We start from the raw sequence: 19,955 nt of genomic DNA, 5'->3' as shown, positions 1-19,955 counted from the left end.
GGCCCGGAGATCCGTCAATGAGGTCATGAAGACGCTGATCCGTACCGTCGTGGCCGGCGCGGCCCTCGCTACGGCCATCTCCGCCTGCACCTCTGCTCCGGGGGGCACGGCGCCCACGAAGCAGCGCCTGCCGGCCGTGCGCCTGGTCTCCTACAACGGTTGCGACGACATGCTCGCCGGACTCCGTGAGCACGCGGCGGGCAACGTCAGCCAGTGGGGCTTCGGCGGGGCGATGCCCATGTACATGACCCGCGAGAAGTCGGCGACGACCGCCGACACCGCCCCGGAGCACTCCACGACCAACACCCACGAGGCGGGAGTGGACGAGCCCGACCTGGTCAAGACCGACGGCAACCGGATCATCACGGTCGCGGGCGGCACGCTGCGGATCATCGACACGGCCACCAGGAAGGTCACCGGGTCACTCAAGCTCACCAAGGCCGACGAGCCCGCCTACGCCCCCGCCGACCTGCTCGTCTCGGGCGACCGCGCGCTGGTGCTCTACAGAGGGGGCGACATCATGTACAAGACGTTCGCGCCCGTCGGCCAGACCAGATACCTGCTCGTGGACCTGGCCGGTGACAAGCCCAAGCTGCTCGGCACGATCAAGCCGCAGGGCACGTACGTGGACGCCAGGATGGTCGGCTCGACCGTCAGGCTCGTCACCCGCAGCCAGCCCGACATCATGTTCCCGCAGCCGAAGGAGAACGCCTCCGAGGCCGAGATGAAGCAGGCGAACGAGGCGACGGTCCGCAAGGCGCCGCTCGACACCTGGCTGCCCAAGATCGAGATCACCGACGCGGCCGGGACCGTCACCAAGAAGGCGGTCGACTGCGCGCGCGTCAGCCATCCGGCCGACTACACCGGCACCTCGCTGCTGACCGTGCACACCATCGACCTGGCCCAGGGGCTCACGGAAGCGGGCACCGACCCGATCAGCCTCGCGGCCGACGGCGACACGGTCTACGGCACCGGCCAGAGCCTCTACGTGACCAGCAACCCGCGCTGGTGGTGGCCGGGCCCGATGGCCGCCGTGGAGGACACGCCCCAGGCCCCCGCCACCGAGCCCGACCCGGCCGAGCCCAGCCCCTCGGCCAAGGTCACGCTCAGCCCCGAGAGCCCTGAGCCCACCCCGACCGCCCCGCCCGAGCAGACCGAGGTACACCGGTTCGACATCGGCAAGCCGGGCCCGCCCTCCTACATCGCCTCCGGCAAGGTGCCGGGACGGCTGCTGAACCAGTACTCGCTGTCGGAGTACGACGGCAACCTGCGCGTCGCCACCACGCTCAGCTCCGAGGACCAGAAGACCAGCGCCAGCAGCGTCTACGTGCTCAAGGCCGACACCCTGGACAAGGTGGGCGAAGTAGGCGGCCTGGGCGAGGGCGAGCGCATCTACTCGGTCAGGTTCATCGGCCCGGTCGGCTACTGCGTCACGTTCAAGCAGGTGGACCCGCTCTACACGCTTGACCTGCGCGACCCGGCCGCTCCCAAGGTGACCGGCGAGCTGAAGATCACCGGCTACTCCGCGTACCTGCACCCCGGCAACGACGGCCGGCTGATCGGCATCGGGCAGGAGGCGAGTGACAAGGGCCGGACGCTCGGCACGCAGATCTCACTCTTCGACGTCAGCGACCCGGCGAACCCGCGGCGGCTGTCGCAGCTGTTCCAGAAAGACTCGGGCTCCGAGGCCGAGTGGGACCCGCACGCGTTCCTGTACTGGCCCAAGACCGGCCTGTCGGTGATCCCGCTGAACACCTACTCGGAGAAGCACGAGGAGATCGGCGCCGTGGTCCTGAAGATCGACGACACCGCGGTGACGAAGCTCGGCATGATCAAGCATCCGGTCCAGCGGCAGAAGGACGCCACGTACCAGCCGAGCATCCAGCGCGCGATGGTGATCGGCGACTCGATCTGGACCGTCTCCACGGACGGCGTCCAGGTCAACGACACGACCACGCTGGCCGAGCAGGCCTACATCCCGCTCCACTGAGCCAGTCCTCCCGCGGAAGGGGCGCCGGCCGCACAAGCCGGCGCCCCGTAAATCTCCCGCCTCACTGCTCAGGCGTCGCGACCGGCACGATCTCGGGGGCGCCGAGCCGGATCGCGTCGGCCTCCTGGTCGGTGTCCTGTTCCTGGGACAGGCGTTCGGCCTCGACCCGCTTGGTGAAGTACTCGACCTCGCGCTTGACCTGCTCGCCGTCCCAGCCGAGTGGCTCGGCGAGCAGTTCGGCGGCCTCGCGGGCGCTGCCCAGGCCGCGGTGGAAGGTCTCGATCGAGATGTGCGTACGCCTGCTCAGCACGTCGTTGAGATGCCGGGCGCCCTCATGGGTGGCCGCGTAGACGATCTCCGCGCGCAGGTAGTCGTCGGCCCCGCCGAGCGGCCGGGCCAGCGACCTGTCGCCGTCGATCAGCTCCAGGACCTCGTCGACGAGCGAGCCGTACCGCTGGAGCAGGTGCTCGATGCGGGCCACGTGCAGGCCCGAGGTGTCCGCGAGCCGGTGCCGGGCGTTCCAGCGGGCCTGGTAGCCCTCGGCGCCCACGAGCGGGATGCGGTCCGTGCACGACTTCGGCACGCGCTGGTCGAGCCCGTGGGCGACGGCATCGACGGCATCCTTCGCCATAACCCGATAAGTCGTATATTTCCCGCCGGCGATCATCACCAGGCCGGGGACCGGATGCGCCACCACGTGCTCGCGCGACAGCTTCGACGTCTCCTCCGACTCCCCCGACAGCAGCGGCCGCAGCCCCGCGTAGACCCCCTCGACGTCGTCACGCGTCAGCGGCACGGACAGCACGGCGTTCACGTGGTCGAGCACGTAGTCGATGTCGACCCTCGACGCCACGGGATGCGCCTTGTCCAGCCTCCACTCGGTGTCGGTGGTGCCGATGATCCAGTGCCGCCCCCACGGAATCACGAAAAGTACTGATTTTTCGGTGCGAAGGATGATCCCGGTGAGCGAGTGGATGCGGTCGCGCGGCACCAGCAGGTGGATCCCCTTCGACGCCCGTACATGGATCTGGCCCCGGCCGCCGACCAGCTCCTGGATGTCGTCGGTCCACACTCCGGTCGCGTTGACCACCTGCCGGGCGCGTACCTCCAGCTCGGTGCCGGTCTCCAGGTCGCGCACCCGTACCCCGGTGACCCGTTCCCCCTCACGCAGGAACCCCACGACCTGCGCCCGCGGCGCCACATGCGCGCCGTAGGTGGCGGCCGTCCGCAGCATCGTCATCACGTAGCGCGCGTCATCGACCTGCGCGTCCCAGTACTGCACCGCGCCGGTGAACGCGGCCCGCTTCAACGCCGGCGCCAGCCGCAGCGCCCGGCTCCTGGACAGGTGCCGATGCCCCGGCACCCCGCGCGCCAGCCCCGAGACGAACCCCAGCGCGTCGTACAGGGCCACCCCCGCCCCCACATACGGCCGCTCCCACCCGAAGTGGGTCATCGGAAACAGGAACGGCACGGGCCGCACCAGATGCGGCGCGAGCCGCTGCAACAGCAGCGCCCGCTCCTGGAGCGCCTCTCTGACCAGCTCGAAGTTGAGCTGCTCCAGGTACCGCAGGCCGCCGTGGATCAGCTTGGAGGATCGCGACGACGTACCGGAGGCGAAGTCGCGCGCCTCCACCAGGCCCACGTCGAGCCCTCGGGTGACGGCGTCGAGCGCGACCCCCGCGCCGACCACCCCGCCGCCGACCACGACCACGTCGAGCTCCCGCTCCGCCATCCGGTCCAGCGCCGCGGTCCGCTCTCCAGGCCCAAGCCGGGCGATTCCCCTTCCCGCCATGACCCTCCTCTTACCCGCCGCAGCCCGTCGTGCGACAAACCGCTCTCTCTTCTTGTACGGCACGCATGGGTTACCCGCCACCCGCCGACCACGGCGAGGGCTTAGACCGAGGCGGTACCCGATCAGGCGCGGATGACCTTCACGCCCGCGTCCGTCAACTGGTTGGCGAGGCTGTCGGAGAGCTGGGCGTCGGTGACGAGCGTGTCGATCTGGTTGGTGGGACAGATGCGGGAGAACGCCCGCTTGCCGACCTTCGAGGAGTCCGCCACCACCACGACCTGCGAGGCGCGGCTGATGAGCAGGTAGTTGACGCTCGCCTCCCCCTCGTGGTGGGCCGAGGCGCCCAGCTCCACGTCGAGCGCGTCCACGCCGAGGAAGGCCACGTCCAGTGTCACCTGCTCGAGCACGCCCGAGGCCAGCGGGCCGATGAGCTCATAGGACTGCGGCCGGGCCACCCCGCCCGTGACCACGATCTTGACGTGCTGCCGGACGGTGAGCTCGGAGGCGATGTTCAGGGCGTTCGTGACGATGGTGAAGCCCGACTCCAGCGCCGGGCTGGTCGCCAGTGTGCGGGCCAGCTCGGAGGTCGTGGTGCCGCCGTTGAGCCCGATCACGGCGCCCGGCGAGACCAGCCCGGCCGCGGCGGAGGCGATGCGGTGCTTCTCGTCGGCGTGCCGCGCCGTCTTGTAGCGCAGCGGGAGGTCGTAGCTGACGCTCTGGGCGACCGCGCCGCCCCGCGTGCGCATGAGCATCTGCTGCTGGGCGAGCTGGTCGAAATCACGGCGGATCGTAGCGGTGGAGACGTCGAGCGACTGGGCGGCCTCCTCGACAGAGAGCCGTCCTTCCTGCGCGAGCAGCTCGAGAATCGCGTTCCAACGATCGTAGCGGGACACGAAGGCCTCCCCTTTGAGATCCGTCGGGAGCAAGCGTGGCACAACCTGGCAGGTCAGGCTACCAGTGCACATTTATGCTCTGTTCTGATATAAAAAAAGCAGAAACAATCAATCCTGGGGAGGCAAGTGGTGACCACCCACACCGAGGCCGAGATCGGCTCCCAGCCCGAGTGCTGGCGCCGCGCCGTCGACAACGTGCCCGCCGACGCGCTGCCCCGCCCCGGAGAGCGGGTCGCCGTGGTCGGCTGCGGGACGTCGTGGTTCATCGCCATGGCCTACGCCACGCTGCGGGAGCAGGCGGGACAGGGCGAGACCGACGCGTTCGCCGCCTCCGAGGCCCCGACCGGCCGCACCTACGACCGCGTGCTGGCCCTGACGCGCTCCGGCACCACGACGGAGGTGCTCGAGCTCCTGCGCAGGACCGGCGCCAGGACCACGGCCATCACCGCCGACCCCAACACGCCGGTCATGACGGCCGCCGACGACGTCATCGTGCTCGACTACGCGGACGAGCAGTCGGTCGTGCAGACCCGGTTCGCCACCACCCAGCTCGCCATGCTCCGCGCCAGCCTCGGCGAGGACCTCACCCAGGCGATCGACGACGCCGAGCAGGCCGTGTCGGCCTCGCTCCCCGACGAGCTCATCGGCGCCGAGCAGTTCAGCTTCCTCGGCACCGGCTGGTCGGTGGGCCTGGCCCAGGAGGCCGCGCTGAAGATGCGCGAGGCGTCACGGTCGTGGACCGAGGCGTACCCGGCGATGGAATACCGGCACGGCCCGATCAGCATCGCCGGCCCCTGCCGCGTCACCTGGATGCTCGGCACCGCCCCCGAGGGCCTGCGCGAGCAGGTCGTGGCCACCGGCGGCACGTTCTTCGAGACCGGTCTCGACCCGATGGCCGAGCTGATCAGGGCGCAGCGGGTCGCGGTCGCCAGGGCGTTCGCCAGGGGCCTCGACCCGGATGAGCCCTTGCACCTCACCCGATCTGTGATCCTTTCTTCATGAGCCTTACTCTTGCCGATGCCCGCATCGTGACTCCCGAGGGAGTTCACGACGGGTGGTTGACCATCGAAGACGGCCGCATCACGCACGTCGGGCACGGAGCCGCGCCCCGCGCGGGCCACGGCCTGGGCGGGCGGCACGTGGTGCCCGGCTTCGTCGACCTGCACAACCATGGCGGAGCGGGCGGCTCGTTCCCGACCGGCGAACATGACGGCGCGCGTGAGGCGGTGGCGCTGCACGAGCGCCACGGCACCACGACGATGGTGGCCAGCCTGGTGACCGGCGCGCTGGACGACCTGGCCCGCGCCACGTCGTCGCTGGCCGAGCTCTGCGACGACGGCCTGCTGGCCGGCATCCACTTCGAAGGCCCGTACATCTCCCGGGCCCGCTGTGGCGCCCATGATCCGGGGCTGCTGCGCGAGCCGTCGCCGCAGGAGTTCGCCGGGCTGCTCGCCGCCGGACGCGGGCACGTACGGATGCTGACCATCGCCCCGGAGCTGCCCGGCGCCCTCGACACGATCCGCGCGGCCGCCGCCGAGGGCGTGATCGCCGCGCTCGGCCACAGCGATGCCACCTATGAGCAGACGCTGGCGGGCATCGAGGCCGGCGCGACCGTGGCCACCCATCTCTACAACGCGCTGCCGCCGCTCGGCCACCGCACCCCGGGCCCCGTCGCCGCGCTGCTGGAGGACGAGCGGATCACGATCGAGCTCATCAACGACGGCGTGCACGTGCACCCGGCCATGCTGCGGCTGGCCTACGAGGTGGCCGGGCCCGCGAGGACCGCGCTGATCACGGACGCGATGTCCGCCGCCGGCATGGGCGACGGTACGTACGTGCTGGGCTCCATGGACGTGATCGTCACCGACGGGGTCGCCCGGTTGGCCGAGGGCGGCTCGATCGCGGGCAGCACGCTCACCATGGACGTGGCCTTCCGCCGCACCGTCCAGGAGGTGGGCCTGACGCTGCCCGAGGCGGTCCAGCTCACCTCCCTGACGCCCGCCCGCGTGCTGGGCGTCGCCGACACCACCGGCTCGATCGCCGTGGGCAAGGCGGCCGATCTGGTGGTCCTGTCCGACGAGTTGGAGGTCGTGGGCGTGATGAAGCGCGGGGCCTGGATCGTGGAGCCCTGATGATCCTCACCGTGACGCTCAACGCCGCCCTCGACGTCACCTACCAGGTGCCCGGCGTCGACTGGGACGGGGTCAACCGGGTCGCCGCCGTACACCGGCGGGCCGGCGGCAAGGGCGTCAACGTGGCCCGCGTCCTGGCCGCGCTCGGCCAGGACGTGCTGGTCACCGGCCTCGCGGGCGGCCCGACCGGCCAGGCCATCGAGGCCGACCTCCAGAAGGCCGGACTGCCGCACGCCTTCGTGGGGATCGCGGCCGACTCGCGCACCACGCTGGTCGTCGCGGACTCTGGCCGGACCGAGCCGGTCGTCGCGGATTCCCCGCGAACAGCGTCCCCGCGAACGGCGCTGTTCAACGAGCCGGGGCCCGAGGTCACGGAGGCCGAGTTCGGGCGCATGATCGGCCGTTTCACCGACCTGATGACCACGGCTGAGGCGGTCGTCATCTCCGGCAGCCTGCCCAGAGGCGTGCCGCTCGACGCGTACGCGACGCTGGCCGCCATCGCCGCCGAGCACGGCGTGCCCGCCATCGTGGACGCCGACGGCGAACCCCTGCGGCACGCGCCCGGCGGCCGCCCCTCGATCGTCAAGCCGAACGCCGAGGAGCTCGCGCGGGCCGTGCCGGAAGGCGGTCCCGAGGAGGGCGCGCAGGCGTTGCGCGGTCGCGGGGCCGAGTCGGTGGTCGTGTCGATGGGCGCCGAAGGGCTGCTGGCCGTCACGCCCGAGGGGATCTTCCGGGCGCGCATGCCGTACAAGGTGGAAGGCAACCCGACCGGCGCCGGTGACTCGCTGGTCGCGGGGCTGGCGCTGGGGCTCGTGGAGCGGTCCCCGTGGCCCGAGCGGCTCAGCAGGGCGGCGGCGCTGGGCGCCGCGGCGGTCGCGGCGCCCGTGGCGGGCGACTTCGACCGCGACGTCTACGCCGACATCCATCCACGCATCGTCATCGTCTGAGGAATCGTTCCAGGAATCGTCCAAGGAGTCGTCATGCCCCTCGCCCGAGTCGGCGACATCATCCGCGAATCACCCGCGGGGGTGGGCGCGTTCAACGTGATCCAGTTGGAGCACGCCACCGCCATCGTCGCGGGCGCCGAGGCCCTGGGCCTGCCGGTCGTCCTGCAGATCAGCGAGAACTGCGTCCGCTACCACGGCGCTCTGGAACCCATCGCGCTCGCCTGCCTGGCGGTCGCCAGGGGCGCCGCGGTGCCGGTGGCGGTGCATCTCGACCACGCCACCGGCCGCGCGCTGGTCGAGGAGGCGGTGGAGCTGGGGGTCGGCTCGGTGATGTTCGACGCGTCGGCGCTGCCCGACGAGGAGAACGTGGCCGCCACCGCCGACGTGGCCGCCTGGTGCCACGAGCGCGGCGTGTGGGTGGAGGCCGAACTGGGCGAGGTGGGCGGCAAGGACGGCGTGCACGCGCCCGGCGCGCGGACCAAGCCGCACGAGGCGGTGGAGTACGTGGCGCGCACCGGCGTCGACGCGCTGGCCGTCGCCGTGGGCACCTCGCACGCGATGACCACCAAGGACGCCGTGCTCGACCTGGCGCTCATCGCCGAGCTACGCGCCGCCGTACCGGTCCCGCTGGTGCTGCACGGCTCGTCGGGGGTGCCCGACGACATCCTTCGCGAGGCCGTACGGCACGGCATGAAGAAGATCAACATCGCGACGCACCTGAACAAGGCCTTCACCGGCGCGGTACGCGACTACCTGGCCGGGGACGCGAAGGTGGTCGACTCACGCAAGTACCTGCGGGCGGGCCGCGACGCGGTGGCCCGCGAGGTGACCCACCTGCTGGGCGTCCTCACGGGCTGAGCCGCCGTCAAGGGAGCTGTTTGCGCATGGCCACGACCGACCGGCCGTCGCGCTCCTTGCGGCCGGTCACGACGTAGCCGAGCGACTCGTACAAGGCGATGTTGCTGGCCATTTTGACGTTGGTGTAGAGGCGCACGGCGGGCAGGCCGAGCCGCCGCGCCTCCTGCTCGGCGAAGGCCAGCAGGCTCCGGCCGATGCCCTTGCCGTGCAGGCCGGGGCGTACCGCGACGTTGTCGATGTAGAGCACCCCCTCCTCGGGGATCAGCACGATGAGCCCGTCGAGGTCGTCGCCCGTCACGTGCACCCGGCCCTCGGCGATGAGCGCGGCGTAGTCGGCCTCCATGGGGCGGGGCCGCGCGCCGATGACGGCCACCCACGGCTCGTAAGCCGCCTGTACGAGCTCCTCGACCGCGCCCCTGTCCGTCTCTTTCGCGAGCCTCATGCGTCTGATAATCGCAGCCTTGACACCACTCTAGGCATAGTACTATGGTGACATCACTTCGAGCTAAGTACTACAACTGGAGTGGATTTGCGAAAGCTCACCTACTACGTGGCGATCTCCATCGACGGCTACATCGCCGGCCCGAAGGGCGAGTTCGACTTCTATCCCCTGTCCGACGACCTGGCCGCGTACTGGAACGAGGAGGTCCCCGAAACCGTCCCCACCCACATCCGGAAGCAGACCGGCCTCGACGCCCCCAACAAGCGCTTCGACACCGTGCTCATGGGCCGGGGCACCTACCAGCCGGGCCTCGACGTCGGCATGACCAGCCCCTATGCGCACCTGCGGCAGTACGTCATCTCCACCACGATCCCGGAGATCGCCGACCCGGCGGTGGAGCTCGTCTCCAGTGACCCCCTCGCGCTGGTCCGCCGCCTGAAGGAAGAGGAGGGTGGCCTCGGCGTCTGGCTGTGCGGCGGCGGCAAGCTGGCGGGCACGCTGCTGCCGGAGATCGACGAGCTGATCATCAAGATCTATCCGGTGGTGGCGGGGTCGGGCATCGCCGTCTTCGACGGCGCGTTCCGCCCGACCCTCTTCAACCTGACCGCGACGCGCACGTTCGGCAACGGCACGGTCCTCATGACGTACGCGCGCTAGGAGTTGATCGCGCCCAGCAACTCCTCGCGGTAGTCCTCCGAGCTCAGGGGGTTCCCGTAGTCCCGGGAGTGGACGATCAAGCCGTCCCGCACCCGGACGACCATGATGTAGGACTGGACGATGGGCCGCCCCGAGGCGACGAGCGAGCCGTGGAGGTCGAACTCCACGATGACCACCTCGGGGTCAGCGGTCTCGTGGATCAGCGCGTTGTCCGTGCGCTCCCAGCGCAGCACCCCGGCGGCGGCCTCGAACCTGGCCCGCAGCTCCTCCCGCCCCTGCGAGCGCCGCGGGATCCCGGCCGGGGCGAACGGTATCTCGATCACGACGTCGGGGGCGTACAGGTCGGCCAGCCCGCCCTCCACGGAGGCCCGCAGGAACTGCTCGACGACCTCGCGAGCGGCCGGGTGTGTGGGTACGGTCATGCGAACTCCCAAGTTTGCTAGAATCGGAACGCTCAACCCGCTTAGACGCTACGGAACGAGCGTTCCGCTTGTCAATTCGGACCAGGCACATGGGGAGGCCGCATGACGATCGCCGCACGCGCGGACGCCCGGCACAACCGCGCCCGCGTGCTGGAAGCCGCCCAGGAAGCGTTCGCGGCGGAGGGCCTGTCCGTGCCGCTCGACGTGATCGCCAGGCGCGCGGGCGTCGGCGCGGGCACCGTCTACCGGCATTTCCCCAGCAAGGAGGCCCTGTTCGAGGCGGTGGTCCACGACCGGATCGAACGCCTGGCCGACGAGCTCACCGCTCTGCTGGCCACACCCGAAGCGGCGACCGGAGAGGCGTTCTTCACCGCCTTCTCCTCGACCGTCGAGCAGGCCGGATTCAACAAGGCGCTCTGCGAGTCCTTCGTCTCCACCCCCAAGGCCGAGGTGGCGCCGGAGGCACGGCGACGCTACGGCATCGCCCTCGCCGCCCTGCTCGACCGGGCCCACCAAGCGGGAGCCGTACGACCGGATGCCCAGATATCAGATGTCATGGCGCTCATGGCGGGATGCGTCGCGATGGAGGCCCACAGCGCTACCCCCGGCAGGGCCACTACCCTCGTCCTGGACGGCCTCCGCACCGGACATTCACCGCTGCCTACCGTAACGAAACATGTCACGAAACCCGGCTACCGTAACGAAACCCGCGAGGATCCCGCAGCTCGCTGCGAGGAGTGCGGCACCGCCATCCCCACCTCCCGCACCGGCCGCCCACCCCGCTTCTGCGGCGGCGCCTGCAGGCAGAAGGCCCACCGCCGCCGAGCCACCGGCTGACCCCGGCGGATCACCAGGCCAGAGGCTTGCCGTCGCGGAAGAACCCGCCGGTCGGCCCGCCATCCGGCAGATCCACCGCCCACAGCACGCTGCGCGCCCCCTCGCCGACCGGCCGCCCGCCGGGGCCGCCCATGTCGGTGGCCACCCACCCGGGGCAGACGGCGTTCACCAGGATCCGATCAGCGCGCAGCTCCGCGGCCAGCATCTTGGTCAGCGCGTTGAGCGCGGTCTTCGACACGGTGTACGCCGGAGTGCCGCCGCCCATGACGGCCAGCGACCCGGCCTCGCTGGAGACGTTCACCACCCGGCCATGGCCACCGGCCCGCAACAACGGCAGTGATGCCAACGTCACCCGCCAAGCCCCCAGCAGGTTCACTTCCAGCGCCTCCCGCACGACGTCGAGATCGGCGTTCTCGGCCCGCTGCCAGGTGTCGTAGTGGATGGCGGCATTGTTGACCAGCACATCCAGCCTGTCGTACGCCAGCCCCTCGACCAACCGGCGCACCGACTCCGGATCACCGACATCCAGTTGCCGCGGCACCACGGTCCCCCGCAGCCCGCGGGCCGCCTTCTCCGCCTTCGCCAGATCCCTGGCGGTCAGGACGACGGTGTCGCCCGCCCGCGCGAGCCGGCGGGCGACCTCCAGCCCAATGCCCCGATTTGCCCCGGTGACCAGGCAGACTCGATCCATTCCACGGAGCCTATCCACGCCCAGTGATCACCGTGTGCGGGTGCAGAAGTCGGTGACCGAGTCAGGAATCCGGGGTCCCAGCCGGGGAGAAGCTCGCCGTCCACAGGTCTTGGGCGGAGGTGCGGATCGAGGTCGAGGTCAGTACGCCGCGACCTCGGTAGGCGCGCATGATGCGCACGTGTTCGGCCAGCCGTACGAACCCCCGCAAGGACGCCTCATCACGCCAGACCGACACCGACCCGCATCGGCGGTCCCGCGCGTCGGTCCACAGCCACAGCCCGATCGCCCCGTCCAACTCCGGCCACAGCCGGGCCAGCCGCCATCCGGCGAAGGCCGCGCGCGGCAGGTCGATCCGGTGGTTCACCCGGAAGTCGGTACGGCTGACCAGCACCGGATCATCGCCACGCGGCTCCGGACCGGCGATCCAACGGGACCTCAACTGGCCACCGCCTCTCTGAGCAGGAGCTCCGCCGCCTGGCGGGTCTCGGGGCTGAACGGGGTCGGGCGGAAGGTCGCCGGATCGAGGTTGACGTTCACGCGATGCCCCTCGGCGTGTACCACGGACCCGTCGGGCGACAGCACGCGGAAGCCGTACACACCGCTCGTACGGCCCAGCCGCTCCATCCAGAAGTGCACGACAGGCTCGCACGCGCCCGCGATCGGCGCGTGATAAGTGATCTTGAATTCCCGTACGGCCATGAACACGTCCTGGAACGCCGACACCGCCGGGTCGAAGTTCCAGCCCAGCTCGGCCCAGTAGACGGAGATGGCGCGTTCGACCAGCAGGGCGTAGCGGGAGTTGTGCAGCAGGCCCATGGCGTCGAGGTCGTCGAAGTGCACCTGGACGGGCAGGTGGCAGCCGCCTTGCGGGATGGTCAACAGTCAGTCCTCCGGAAGCAGCGAGGGGTCGGTGGCGTGCGCGCGCAGCCGTTGCAGAACCGCGCGGCGGGCGTAGGTGAAAGCGGTGTCGCGGTCCAGCAGCCGGGCATGGGTGACGGTCGCCTCACCGAGCGCCTCGATCTCGTACGCGAGCTGCGCGGGGTCGACACCGGTCAGCTCGCCCAGCTCGATCGCCTTTTCAGCCTGTGTACGGAGCACGGCGAGCCAGTCGGCCATGGCCTTGGCCACCTGGGCCTGGACGGGCCCCGGCCGGTCGTCGAACTCGACCTGGGCGACGAAGAAGAAGCACCCACCGGGCAGCACCCCGTCGGCGTAGAACCGCAGACGGCTCTGGTGCAGGGCGTACAGCCGTCGCAGGCCCGCAGGGTACTGAAAGGCGGGGGTGACCACGTGTTCGACCCACTGGCGGCGGGCCCAGTCGATGGTGTCGAGCTGGAGTTGCTCCTTGTCACGCCAGTGAGCGAAGAATCCTGACTTACTGACGCCCGCCGCCTCGGCCAGCCGCCCGAGGCTCAGCCCGCCGAGCCCGTCAACCGAGGCCAGGGACACGGCGTGCGTCAGGATCGCCTCCCGGCTGCGCTGCCCGCGGACCTTCCTTCCGTCTTCCATGGACATGACCCTAGCAGAAATAAGACCGACCGGTCGTTAATGTGATGCGGCGCTCAGCCCACGCCCTGCCCACCACCGCCCTCGCTGCTTACCGTGCCCCTGTAGGCGACTTCGGCAGTACTGAGCCGCTCGGGAGAGGGGGCGACGGCTCTAAGAGCAGGCCATGCCAGCAGAGCCAGACCCGCGGCGAGTGCGGCCACGGCCATCATGGCGCCCGGCAGTCCGGCTTTCTGCGCCCAATATCCGACGTAGACCGGCCCAGCGAGATAGCCGAGGTAGGCCACCGTGGACACAACCGATGTGGCGGTACCACGAGCGGCGGCGGTGACGCCGGCGGTGGCCAGGCCGAGCACAGTGGGGAAGAGCACGGCGGTGCCGGCGGCGGCCAGGGCGAGCCCGAGCAGCGCCAGGGCGACAGACGCGGCAAGGGCGAGCAGGAGGGTCCCCGCCGCGGCGATCATCGCGCCGGCCGCGAGGACGATCCAGGCACGATGGGTGTTCCGCGTGCCGATCGCGAAGCGGGTGAGTGCCACGAAACCGGCGAAGACCGCAGGCCCGGCGCCGACCACCGCGCCTTCGGCATGCAACGCATCGGCGAGGTAGACGGCGCTCCAGCTCTGGTGGGCGTTCTCCACGGCGAAGGCAAGCGCGCCCAGCCCTCCCGCGACAATCAGAAGCGAGAGATGGGCACGTAGCGCCGATCCGCTGCGCGCCTCGGGGGCCCCGGCGTGATCACGGCGGCGGGAATCGGGCCCCGCCCGATCGCTGCGGCGGGAATCGGGCCCCACCTGAACACTGCGGCGGGAATCGGGCCCCACCTGAACACTGCGGCGGGAATCGGGCCCCACCTGAACACTGCGGCGGGAATCGGGCCCCACCTGATCGCCGGTGGCGATGGCGGCGCTCACTGCGGCGGCGAGCGCGACCAGCACGAACGGCACGACCGCGGGGATGCCGCCGGCGTTCAGCAATCCGGTGGCGAGGCTGGCCACGACCACCGCGAGGGAGAAGAAGCCGTGTGCCCGGATGATGACCGGACGGCCGGTGGCCCGTTCCGCGGCGCCCGCCGCCGCGTTGATCGCCACATCCGCGGCGCCTGACGACGCGCCGAGCACCGTCAATCCCACGGACAAGGTCGGCAGGTCACGGGCGGTGATGGCGACGGCAACGCCGGCGATGCCGAGCAACACGAGGGTGATCGTCATGACGCGCTGTCCCCACCGGTCCACGGCTCGACCGGCGACCAGCATCGCGGGCAGAGCCCCGGCGGCGATGAACAGCAGCGCCGTTCCCAACTGTCCAGCGGTGAGTCCGGCTTGGTGGCGAATCGCGGGAACGGACGCTCCCCACACACCCCAGAAGAGGCCGAAGACCGTGAATCCCGCGTATGGCACCCACGCCCGCTTACCGCCATGATCAACGCCCATTTGTGTAACGATACACAGACTGTGTAACGATACACAAGATAAGGTGGAGCATGGCCAAAGATCCATCCCGGCCCCGGCCGACCATGGCGGAGGTGGCCCGCGCGGCGAAGGTCTCCGTGATGACCGTCTCCTACACCTACGCCCAGCCCGATCGCGTTTCCGAACAGACCCGGGCCAAAGTCCGCCAGGCCGCCACGCGGCTGGGATACCCCGGCCCTCACCCAGGCGCCCGCTCACTGCGCCGGGGACGGACCGGCAGCCTGGGGGTGGTTCTCGGTGAGCCCCTGACCTACGCCTTCGAGGATCCCCAGGCCACCCGTTTCCTGGCCGGCGTCGCCGAGGTCTGCGCCCGTCACGGCCTGGGGCTCACGATCGTGCCCATCACCGGATCCCCCTCCGACGCCGACCGGGTCGCCGAAGCCGCGGTGGACGGTTTCGTCGTCTGGACGACCAGTGATGACGATCCCGTGCTGCCCGCGGTGGCTGCCAGCGGCCTTCCCGCCGTCGTCCACGGCGGACCACGCCAGCAGGACATGCCCTTCGTGGCCATCGACGACCGGGCCGCGGCCCGCGCTGTCGCCGCGGCGGCCTTCGCCCACGCCCGGCGGCCGATGGTGCTCAGCTTCCCGCTCGATCGTGCCCGGACGCCCGGGATCCGGAACGAGCTGGATCCGGCCAAGGCCACCTTCCCGGTGACCCGGCAGCGCCTGCGCGGATTCCGTGACGCCTGGGAGGCGGCCGGTGGCCGATGGTCGCACGTGCGCGTAGCGGTGTGCGCACGCAACAGCGCACGTGAGGCCGAGTCCTTGGCCACCACGTTCCTTTCCGGCCCGGACGCCCCGGACGCGGTCGTGGCCATGAGCGACGAACTCGCCCTGGGTCTGATGCGAGCGGCTGCCCGTGCCGGTCTGACCGTCCCCGGCGATCTTGCCGTCACCGGTTGGGACGACACCGACGCGGCCGCCGCCGCCGGACTGACGACCATCGCCCAAGACCTGCGCGCCCAGGGAGCCCGCTGCGCACAGCTGGTCCTCGGCGAAGGAACGGACGATGAGACCAGGCCCACCGAGTGGCAGCTGGTCCTGCGCGACTCCACATCGCTCTGATCGCCATGGACGCCGTGTGCCTGGGCTGGAGCCACATTCGCTCCGGCCCAGGCACACGGTTGAGGGTGCTGGATGGTTGGTCAGGAGTGCTCGACGGTCGGCTTCGACTTGTCGATCTGCTGGTCGGTCGGCAGCGGCTCCACTTGGTCGGCGGGCGGGGCCGTGACCTTCACCGGGGTACCGAAGTCGATGAAGTCCATGACGTTGCGGTGACCGGTGTCGCCGAAGACGAACTCCAGACGCCGGACCCGTCCCTGCTCGTCCACGTCCACTGACCCGGTGAGGTCCTTGGTGGCGCGGCCCGGGTCCCCCAGCGAGAACGTGAACCGCCGGCCCGTCCAGCCCTGGCCGGAGGCGGAGCCGCTCTCACTGATGTCAGTGGCCGAACGGAGCCGCTGCAGAGCCGCCTGAGGATCCAGCGGAGCGAGCTTGACCAGGCCCACGACCGCCGGCGCGCTCTTCAACTCCTCGTCGACGCGCGGCGAGACCATCCACTTCGCCTCGCCCGGCTCCCGGTTGTACATCAGGTCGCCGACGAACCGGGTCTCGGCCCCGTCCCCGAGCCTCGTGATGACGCCCACCCGCTGAACGGGGTCGAAGGCGCCGTCGAAGGTCTTGGCGCCGCTGACGCAGTGCAGACGGTAGCTCTCCTGGCCGGTGTTCTCGACGGCGGCGGCCACCTGGGCCTGCGCCGAAGACTGGCTTGGCGGCAGTACCAGCACGAACATCCCCAGCAAGGCCGCGGCGGCCAGCGTGGCAATCGGGACCAGAACCCGAGCCGGCCTGCGCTTCGGCAACGTCGGCATGAGGTCGATGCCCGCGGGCCGATCCTCGGTGGCTTTGACGAGCAGGGCGCGGAGTTCTTTCTCGTTCATGAACGGCTCCTCGTGTTGGCGTCTCACCGGATCCCACTCCCCTCCGCCTCGTTTCGGTTGACCACCGTGTCGGACGAGATCAGCCGCCGCATCGCTTGCAGACCGCGATGCGTATGGGTTTTGACCGTCCCCGCCGAGCAGCCCATCAGATCGGCGACCTCCGTTTCGGGCAGGTCCGCGAAGAACCGCAGCACTAACGCGGTCCGCTGCCTGACCGGCAGCTTCGCCAGCGCCTTCCGAACGTCTTCCGCCACCGCCCGGGCCTCAGCCAAGTCCGCGGAACTGGGCAGATCGGGCAGCTCGGCGCGCGGGATCTCACGGCGCCACCGGGCCCGCCACCATGATCGATAGGTGTTGACCAGGATGCGGCGCAGGTACGCGTCGGGCTCACTGCGGGTGTCCAGCCGATGCCACACGCGGTACAACTTGCCGAGGCAGGACTGCACCAGATCCTCAGCCGTGTGCCAATCCCCGGTGAGCAGGACCGCCGTTCTCAGATGGTGGTCTCCCCGGTGCCGGACGAAGTCCACGAAATCCGCGTCCACCCGGTCTCCTCTCGTCGGTGAAAGCCACCCCTGACACTCCCTGAGCCCCACCCCAGGTTGACGAGAAACACATGGAATATCCCACTACGCTCTCTCGCATCGACCAACGGCCCGCAACCGCGCGAGGCCGCCCCGGCCAGGCGGCAACCCAACCTGCTCGGTGCGCCGCGCCTTCCAGAGCAGCCACCGGCGCACACCACCACCACCAACATCCTCGCGCTCGATCAACAGCCGATCGCGTTCACCGCACTCCACGGCGGCTGGCGTCGCTGGCTGACCACGTAGGCGCAAGGTCCAGGGGCACAGACCGTGCGCGTAATTGGCCGCGGAAGGCGACGCTCTTCACATGCTGTGATAACTCCCGCAATTGCCAAACACGGGGGTTATAACTCATGCACAAAAACGTCCGCTTACGCCTGACAGTCCTGGGGACCGCCTGTGCGCTGCTGCCCTTTCTGGGCACGGGGGCCGCCACAGCGCACACCGCCATCGACGACCCTGGCCACACGGCGCAGGCCACCGACGACCCGGGCGGCAAGACGCCGATCAGGGACGAGACCGGCCCGCGCGGGGCGGTGCCCGGCGGGTTCGCCGACTGGAAGGCGCTGTTCTCGGAGCAGACTCGGCTGAACGGGGTGGCCGACCGCATCACCGAGTCGGCCGAGAGCGCCGAAGGGTTCGGGGGAATCGTCGTCGCTCCGGAGAACCACGAGGTACGCCTGTACTGGCGGGGCACGGTGCCACCGGCCGTACAGACCACGATCGACCAGGGACGGCAGACGGCTCCGGTAGCCGTACTGCCGGCCGCCTACACCAACGCGCAGCTCCTGCAGGAGGCCGAGAAGTGGGCCGAGGCCGGCCAGGCGAGCGGCGCGGCGCCGCAGCCGGACGGCAGCGGCATCCGGCTCTCGGTCGCCGGGGAGGACACCGACCCACAGCAACTGCAGCGGCCCAGCGGCACGACCGCGCCCATCACACTGGAAAGGGGAGAACAATTCAGTCCTGCCTACAGCAGGCAGGACGACGTGCCCAGCTACTACGCGGGCGGCCGGACCTGGAACCAGCAGTCGGGGGCGGGCTGCAGTTCGGGCTTCGCGGTCCGCGACAAGTACGGCACGCCCGGGTTCCTCACCGCCGCGCACTGCGGCAATGTCTGGGACCAGTTCTACGACGGCGGCGGCGTCGGCAACCCGGCGAACTACATGGGCGAGCTGTCCTGGCGCATCGCCAAACGTGACGCCGCGATCGTGCTCGGCGACGCGACCGCCAACGTCTTCGACGGCAGCAACACCGCCTCCACCAGCAACAAGGTGGTGGCGCTGTGGAAGGCGTACGTCGGCAACTTCGTCTGCAACTCCGGGGCCACCCTGGGCGAGAACTGCCTCATCAAGGTGACCGAAACCGGCTGGAGCGGCACCTACACCAACGGCCAGTACGTCAAGCACATGGTCCGCGCCAAAAGCGTCGTAGGCGGCTGCGCCGTCGCGCACGGTGACAGCGGGGGCCCGGTCTACTCGTACACCAACTGGTTCGACGAGGTCGCGGCCCAGGGCATCACCTCGGCCGTTAGCAAGAAGGTGTACTGCGGAGGCCATGACGGCGGATCGGTGATCGTGTTCTCCCGCGTCTGGGACGTGGACCTGGAATTCGGCGCCAAGCTGCAGGTCTGGTAACCGTCTGCGCAAGCTGAAGCACCGAAGACGCCCACCCCGAGCATGCGTGTTGGGGTGGGCGTCGTACTCGTCAGTCGAGGAGCAGTTCGACGGGCATGTTGCCGCGGGTGGCGTTGGAGTAGGGGCACACCTGGTGGGTGGTGTCCACGAGAGTTCGTGCCTGCTCCGCGGTGAGGGTGCTGGGCAGTTTCACGCGCAGGACGGCGTCCAGCTCGTAACCGCCCTTGCCGTTGGGTGACAGGCCGACCTCCGCGGTGACCGAGGCGTCGGACACGTCGAGGCCCTGACCGCCGGCCACGAGTTTCATGGACGTGGCGAAGCAGGCGGCGTACCCGGCGGCGAAGAGCTGCTCGGGGTTGGTGCCGGCGCCGTCGCCGCCCAGCTCTTTCTGCAGGGCGAGCCGGACGTCCAACCGGCCGTCCGAGGAGACCGCCCGGCCGTCGCGGCCTTCGGAAGTAGCGGCGGCAGTGTAAATGCGCATGGTATTTCCCTTCATGGTGGTGGAGTTCTCGTGCCCAGGGCCGACAGCAGTGTGATGGCCAGGGACACGGCGACGACTGTCCAGAGGCCGGCCCGATAGCCGCCCACCATCGCGCCGCCATGGGCGACGAGCATGGTGGCGGTGACGGCGGTGATCAGGCTGGTACCGAGTTGGGCGCTGGCGTTGAACAGGCCCGACGCCAGGCCCTGCTCCTCTTGTCCCGCGCCCGCCACGGCGGCGATGTTGAGCGCCGAGTAGGCGGCGGGGAACCCGACTCCGCCCAGCACTTGCTGGATGAGCAGGACCGCCAGCGGTTCGGCTCGGCCGATCAGCACGGCCCAGACCGCGTAGCCGGCGGCGAGCAGGAACAGCCCGGCGGTGGCGACCGGCCAGGCGCCGAACCTGGTCACCGCCGCCGCCCAGTATCTGGCGGTGGTGCCGGTGAGCAGGCCGCCGAGCAGGAAGGACAGCGCCGTCTGTAGCGGTGACCAGCCCAGCGTGCCCTCGCGTCCAGGAACTGTACGGCGGACATCACCGCGAGCAGCAGACCGGCATTCCCGCTCCGGATGCCGGCCGCAGTCTCGGTCATATAAGAACACGCCCCATTTCATAACGGACCAATCAGTCCGGACCGATCGGTCCCATCTTGGGGGTAGCGCGCTACGCTGTCAACGAAGA

22 protein-coding genes are annotated in these 19,955 nt (G+C 70.1%); 9 read left to right on the top strand and 13 right to left on the bottom strand.

Annotated features, from left to right (window positions below; all coding sequences use genetic code 11):
- The first annotated feature begins 25 nt into the window (after positions 1-25).
- The gene (locus KLK06_RS00600; protein WP_214633263.1) at positions 26-1,990 is read left to right on the top strand and encodes a beta-propeller domain-containing protein; all 1,965 of its coding nucleotides are present in this window, start codon (positions 26-28) and stop codon (positions 1,988-1,990) included.
- A 61-nt stretch (positions 1,991-2,051) separates the two neighbouring features.
- On the opposite strand, the gene KLK06_RS00595 is transcribed toward KLK06_RS00600, so the two are convergent.
- Both KLK06_RS00595 and KLK06_RS00590 read right to left on the bottom strand, forming a co-directional pair.
- Positions 2,052-3,782, bottom strand: coding sequence for a glycerol-3-phosphate dehydrogenase/oxidase (locus tag KLK06_RS00595; RefSeq protein WP_214633262.1), 1,731 nt, complete (start codon positions 3,780-3,782; stop codon positions 2,052-2,054).
- A gap of 122 nt (positions 3,783-3,904) precedes the next feature.
- Positions 3,905-4,675: a DeoR/GlpR family DNA-binding transcription regulator gene (locus tag KLK06_RS00590; RefSeq protein ID WP_214633261.1), complete on the bottom strand. Its 771-nt coding sequence runs from the start codon at positions 4,673-4,675 to the stop codon at positions 3,905-3,907.
- A 129-nt stretch (positions 4,676-4,804) separates the two neighbouring features.
- Here KLK06_RS00590 and KLK06_RS00585 point away from each other — a divergent pair, with 129 nt between their 5' ends.
- Genes KLK06_RS00585 through KLK06_RS00570 form a run of 4 tightly spaced genes read left to right on the top strand, consistent with a single transcriptional unit; the run spans position 4,805 to position 8,612 of the window.
- Complete coding sequence (locus KLK06_RS00585) at positions 4,805-5,677, top strand: SIS domain-containing protein (RefSeq protein WP_214633260.1); 873 nt, start codon at positions 4,805-4,807, stop codon at positions 5,675-5,677.
- Complete coding sequence (nagA, locus tag KLK06_RS00580) at positions 5,674-6,807, top strand: N-acetylglucosamine-6-phosphate deacetylase (protein WP_214633259.1); 1,134 nt, start codon at positions 5,674-5,676, stop codon at positions 6,805-6,807. Before KLK06_RS00585 ends, nagA begins: the two co-directional genes overlap by 4 nt.
- On the top strand, positions 6,807-7,754 hold the full coding sequence (locus KLK06_RS00575; RefSeq protein WP_214633258.1) for a 1-phosphofructokinase family hexose kinase: 948 nt from the start codon (positions 6,807-6,809) through the stop codon (positions 7,752-7,754). Before nagA ends, KLK06_RS00575 begins: the two co-directional genes overlap by 1 nt.
- 33 nt (positions 7,755-7,787) lie before the next feature.
- Entirely contained in the window at positions 7,788-8,612 is an 825-nt protein-coding gene (locus KLK06_RS00570) for a class II fructose-bisphosphate aldolase (RefSeq protein WP_214633257.1), read from the top strand.
- 7 nt (positions 8,613-8,619) lie between these two features.
- Here the strand turns inward: KLK06_RS00570 and KLK06_RS00565 are convergent, their stop codons facing one another.
- Positions 8,620-9,054: an N-acetyltransferase gene (locus KLK06_RS00565; RefSeq protein WP_214633256.1), complete on the bottom strand. Its 435-nt coding sequence runs from the start codon at positions 9,052-9,054 to the stop codon at positions 8,620-8,622.
- Positions 9,055-9,141: 87 nt separating this feature from the next.
- On the opposite strand from KLK06_RS00565, the gene KLK06_RS00560 reads away from it, so the two are divergent.
- On the top strand, positions 9,142-9,711 hold the full coding sequence (locus tag KLK06_RS00560; RefSeq protein WP_214633890.1) for a dihydrofolate reductase family protein: 570 nt from the start codon (positions 9,142-9,144) through the stop codon (positions 9,709-9,711).
- Here KLK06_RS00560 and KLK06_RS00555 read toward each other — a convergent pair.
- Positions 9,708-10,133, bottom strand: coding sequence for a nuclear transport factor 2 family protein (locus tag KLK06_RS00555; RefSeq protein ID WP_214633255.1), 426 nt, complete (start codon positions 10,131-10,133; stop codon positions 9,708-9,710). The genes KLK06_RS00560 and KLK06_RS00555 overlap by 4 nt on opposite strands.
- A 102-nt stretch (positions 10,134-10,235) precedes the next feature.
- On the opposite strand from KLK06_RS00555, the gene KLK06_RS00550 reads away from it, so the two are divergent.
- On the top strand, positions 10,236-10,970 hold the full coding sequence (locus KLK06_RS00550; RefSeq protein ID WP_214633254.1) for a TetR/AcrR family transcriptional regulator: 735 nt from the start codon (positions 10,236-10,238) through the stop codon (positions 10,968-10,970).
- Between the two features lie 10 nt (positions 10,971-10,980).
- Here the strand turns inward: KLK06_RS00550 and KLK06_RS00545 are convergent, their stop codons facing one another.
- From KLK06_RS00545 to KLK06_RS00525, 5 genes are all read right to left on the bottom strand, one after another.
- Complete coding sequence (locus tag KLK06_RS00545) at positions 10,981-11,661, bottom strand: SDR family oxidoreductase (RefSeq protein WP_214633253.1); 681 nt, start codon at positions 11,659-11,661, stop codon at positions 10,981-10,983.
- A 61-nt stretch (positions 11,662-11,722) separates the two neighbouring features.
- Complete coding sequence (locus KLK06_RS00540) at positions 11,723-12,100, bottom strand: hypothetical protein (RefSeq protein WP_214633252.1); 378 nt, start codon at positions 12,098-12,100, stop codon at positions 11,723-11,725.
- Positions 12,097-12,540, bottom strand: a complete 444-nt coding sequence (locus tag KLK06_RS00535; protein WP_250904714.1) for a thioesterase family protein — start codon at positions 12,538-12,540, stop codon at positions 12,097-12,099. Before KLK06_RS00535 ends, KLK06_RS00540 begins: the two co-directional genes overlap by 4 nt.
- 3 nt (positions 12,541-12,543) lie before the next feature.
- The gene (locus KLK06_RS00530) at positions 12,544-13,170 is read right to left on the bottom strand and encodes a TetR/AcrR family transcriptional regulator (RefSeq protein ID WP_214633251.1); all 627 of its coding nucleotides are present in this window, start codon (positions 13,168-13,170) and stop codon (positions 12,544-12,546) included.
- A gap of 53 nt (positions 13,171-13,223) precedes the next feature.
- Entirely contained in the window at positions 13,224-14,597 is a 1,374-nt protein-coding gene (locus tag KLK06_RS00525) for an MFS transporter (RefSeq protein ID WP_250904713.1), read from the bottom strand.
- Between the two features lie 50 nt (positions 14,598-14,647).
- On the opposite strand from KLK06_RS00525, the gene KLK06_RS00520 reads away from it, so the two are divergent.
- Positions 14,648-15,703 carry a LacI family DNA-binding transcriptional regulator gene (locus KLK06_RS00520; protein ID WP_214633250.1) on the top strand — a complete coding sequence of 352 codons (1,056 nt, stop codon included), beginning with the start codon at positions 14,648-14,650 and terminating at the stop codon, positions 15,701-15,703.
- Positions 15,704-15,783: 80 nt separating this feature from the next.
- Here the strand turns inward: KLK06_RS00520 and KLK06_RS00515 are convergent, their stop codons facing one another.
- Together KLK06_RS00515 and KLK06_RS00510 are read right to left on the bottom strand one after the other, a co-directional pair.
- A complete protein-coding gene (locus KLK06_RS00515; protein WP_214633249.1) occupies positions 15,784-16,578 on the bottom strand; it encodes a hypothetical protein in 795 nt (264 codons plus the stop codon).
- A gap of 23 nt (positions 16,579-16,601) precedes the next feature.
- The gene (locus KLK06_RS00510; protein ID WP_214633248.1) at positions 16,602-17,123 is read right to left on the bottom strand and encodes a SigE family RNA polymerase sigma factor; all 522 of its coding nucleotides are present in this window, start codon (positions 17,121-17,123) and stop codon (positions 16,602-16,604) included.
- A 392-nt stretch (positions 17,124-17,515) separates the two neighbouring features.
- On the opposite strand from KLK06_RS00510, the gene KLK06_RS00505 reads away from it, so the two are divergent.
- Positions 17,516-18,796 carry a S1 family peptidase gene (locus KLK06_RS00505; RefSeq protein ID WP_214633247.1) on the top strand — a complete coding sequence of 427 codons (1,281 nt, stop codon included), beginning with the start codon at positions 17,516-17,518 and terminating at the stop codon, positions 18,794-18,796.
- A gap of 70 nt (positions 18,797-18,866) precedes the next feature.
- Here the strand turns inward: KLK06_RS00505 and KLK06_RS00500 are convergent, their stop codons facing one another.
- Together KLK06_RS00500 and KLK06_RS00495 are read right to left on the bottom strand one after the other, a co-directional pair.
- Positions 18,867-19,277, bottom strand: a complete 411-nt coding sequence (locus tag KLK06_RS00500) for an organic hydroperoxide resistance protein (protein WP_214633246.1) — start codon at positions 19,275-19,277, stop codon at positions 18,867-18,869.
- An 11-nt stretch (positions 19,278-19,288) separates the two neighbouring features.
- Positions 19,289-19,876: an MFS transporter gene (locus tag KLK06_RS00495; protein WP_214633245.1), complete on the bottom strand. Its 588-nt coding sequence runs from the start codon at positions 19,874-19,876 to the stop codon at positions 19,289-19,291.
- Positions 19,877-19,955 lie beyond the last annotated feature (79 nt).

Origin of the sequence: Nonomuraea sp. NEAU-A123, assembly GCF_018603905.1 — a bacterium.
Taxonomy (GTDB): domain Bacteria; phylum Actinomycetota; class Actinomycetes; order Streptosporangiales; family Streptosporangiaceae; genus Nonomuraea.
This window is presented reverse-complemented; position numbering and strand designations above follow the sequence as displayed.

Excerpts from the sequence above, each read along its gene's own strand:
- KLK06_RS00600 (WP_214633263.1), top strand. The coding sequence starts at position 26 with ATGAAGACGCTGATCCGTACCGTCGTGGCCGGCGCGGCCCTCGCTACG.
- KLK06_RS00595 (WP_214633262.1), bottom strand. The coding sequence starts at position 3,782 with ATGGCGGGAAGGGGAATCGCCCGGCTTGGGCCTGGAGAGCGGACCGCG.
- nagA (WP_214633259.1), top strand. The coding sequence starts at position 5,674 with ATGAGCCTTACTCTTGCCGATGCCCGCATCGTGACTCCCGAGGGAGTT.
- KLK06_RS00575 (WP_214633258.1), top strand. The coding sequence starts at position 6,807 with ATGATCCTCACCGTGACGCTCAACGCCGCCCTCGACGTCACCTACCAG.
- KLK06_RS00570 (WP_214633257.1), top strand. The coding sequence starts at position 7,788 with ATGCCCCTCGCCCGAGTCGGCGACATCATCCGCGAATCACCCGCGGGG.
- KLK06_RS00565 (WP_214633256.1), bottom strand. The coding sequence starts at position 9,054 with ATGAGGCTCGCGAAAGAGACGGACAGGGGCGCGGTCGAGGAGCTCGTA.
- KLK06_RS00555 (WP_214633255.1), bottom strand. The coding sequence starts at position 10,133 with ATGACCGTACCCACACACCCGGCCGCTCGCGAGGTCGTCGAGCAGTTC.
- KLK06_RS00550 (WP_214633254.1), top strand. The coding sequence starts at position 10,236 with ATGACGATCGCCGCACGCGCGGACGCCCGGCACAACCGCGCCCGCGTG.
- KLK06_RS00545 (WP_214633253.1), bottom strand. The coding sequence starts at position 11,661 with ATGGATCGAGTCTGCCTGGTCACCGGGGCAAATCGGGGCATTGGGCTG.
- KLK06_RS00530 (WP_214633251.1), bottom strand. The coding sequence starts at position 13,170 with ATGGAAGACGGAAGGAAGGTCCGCGGGCAGCGCAGCCGGGAGGCGATC.
- KLK06_RS00525 (WP_250904713.1), bottom strand. The coding sequence starts at position 14,597 with ATGGGCGTTGATCATGGCGGTAAGCGGGCGTGGGTGCCATACGCGGGA.
- KLK06_RS00520 (WP_214633250.1), top strand. The coding sequence starts at position 14,648 with ATGGCCAAAGATCCATCCCGGCCCCGGCCGACCATGGCGGAGGTGGCC.
- KLK06_RS00515 (WP_214633249.1), bottom strand. The coding sequence starts at position 16,578 with ATGAACGAGAAAGAACTCCGCGCCCTGCTCGTCAAAGCCACCGAGGAT.
- KLK06_RS00505 (WP_214633247.1), top strand. The coding sequence starts at position 17,516 with ATGCACAAAAACGTCCGCTTACGCCTGACAGTCCTGGGGACCGCCTGT.
- KLK06_RS00500 (WP_214633246.1), bottom strand. The coding sequence starts at position 19,277 with ATGCGCATTTACACTGCCGCCGCTACTTCCGAAGGCCGCGACGGCCGG.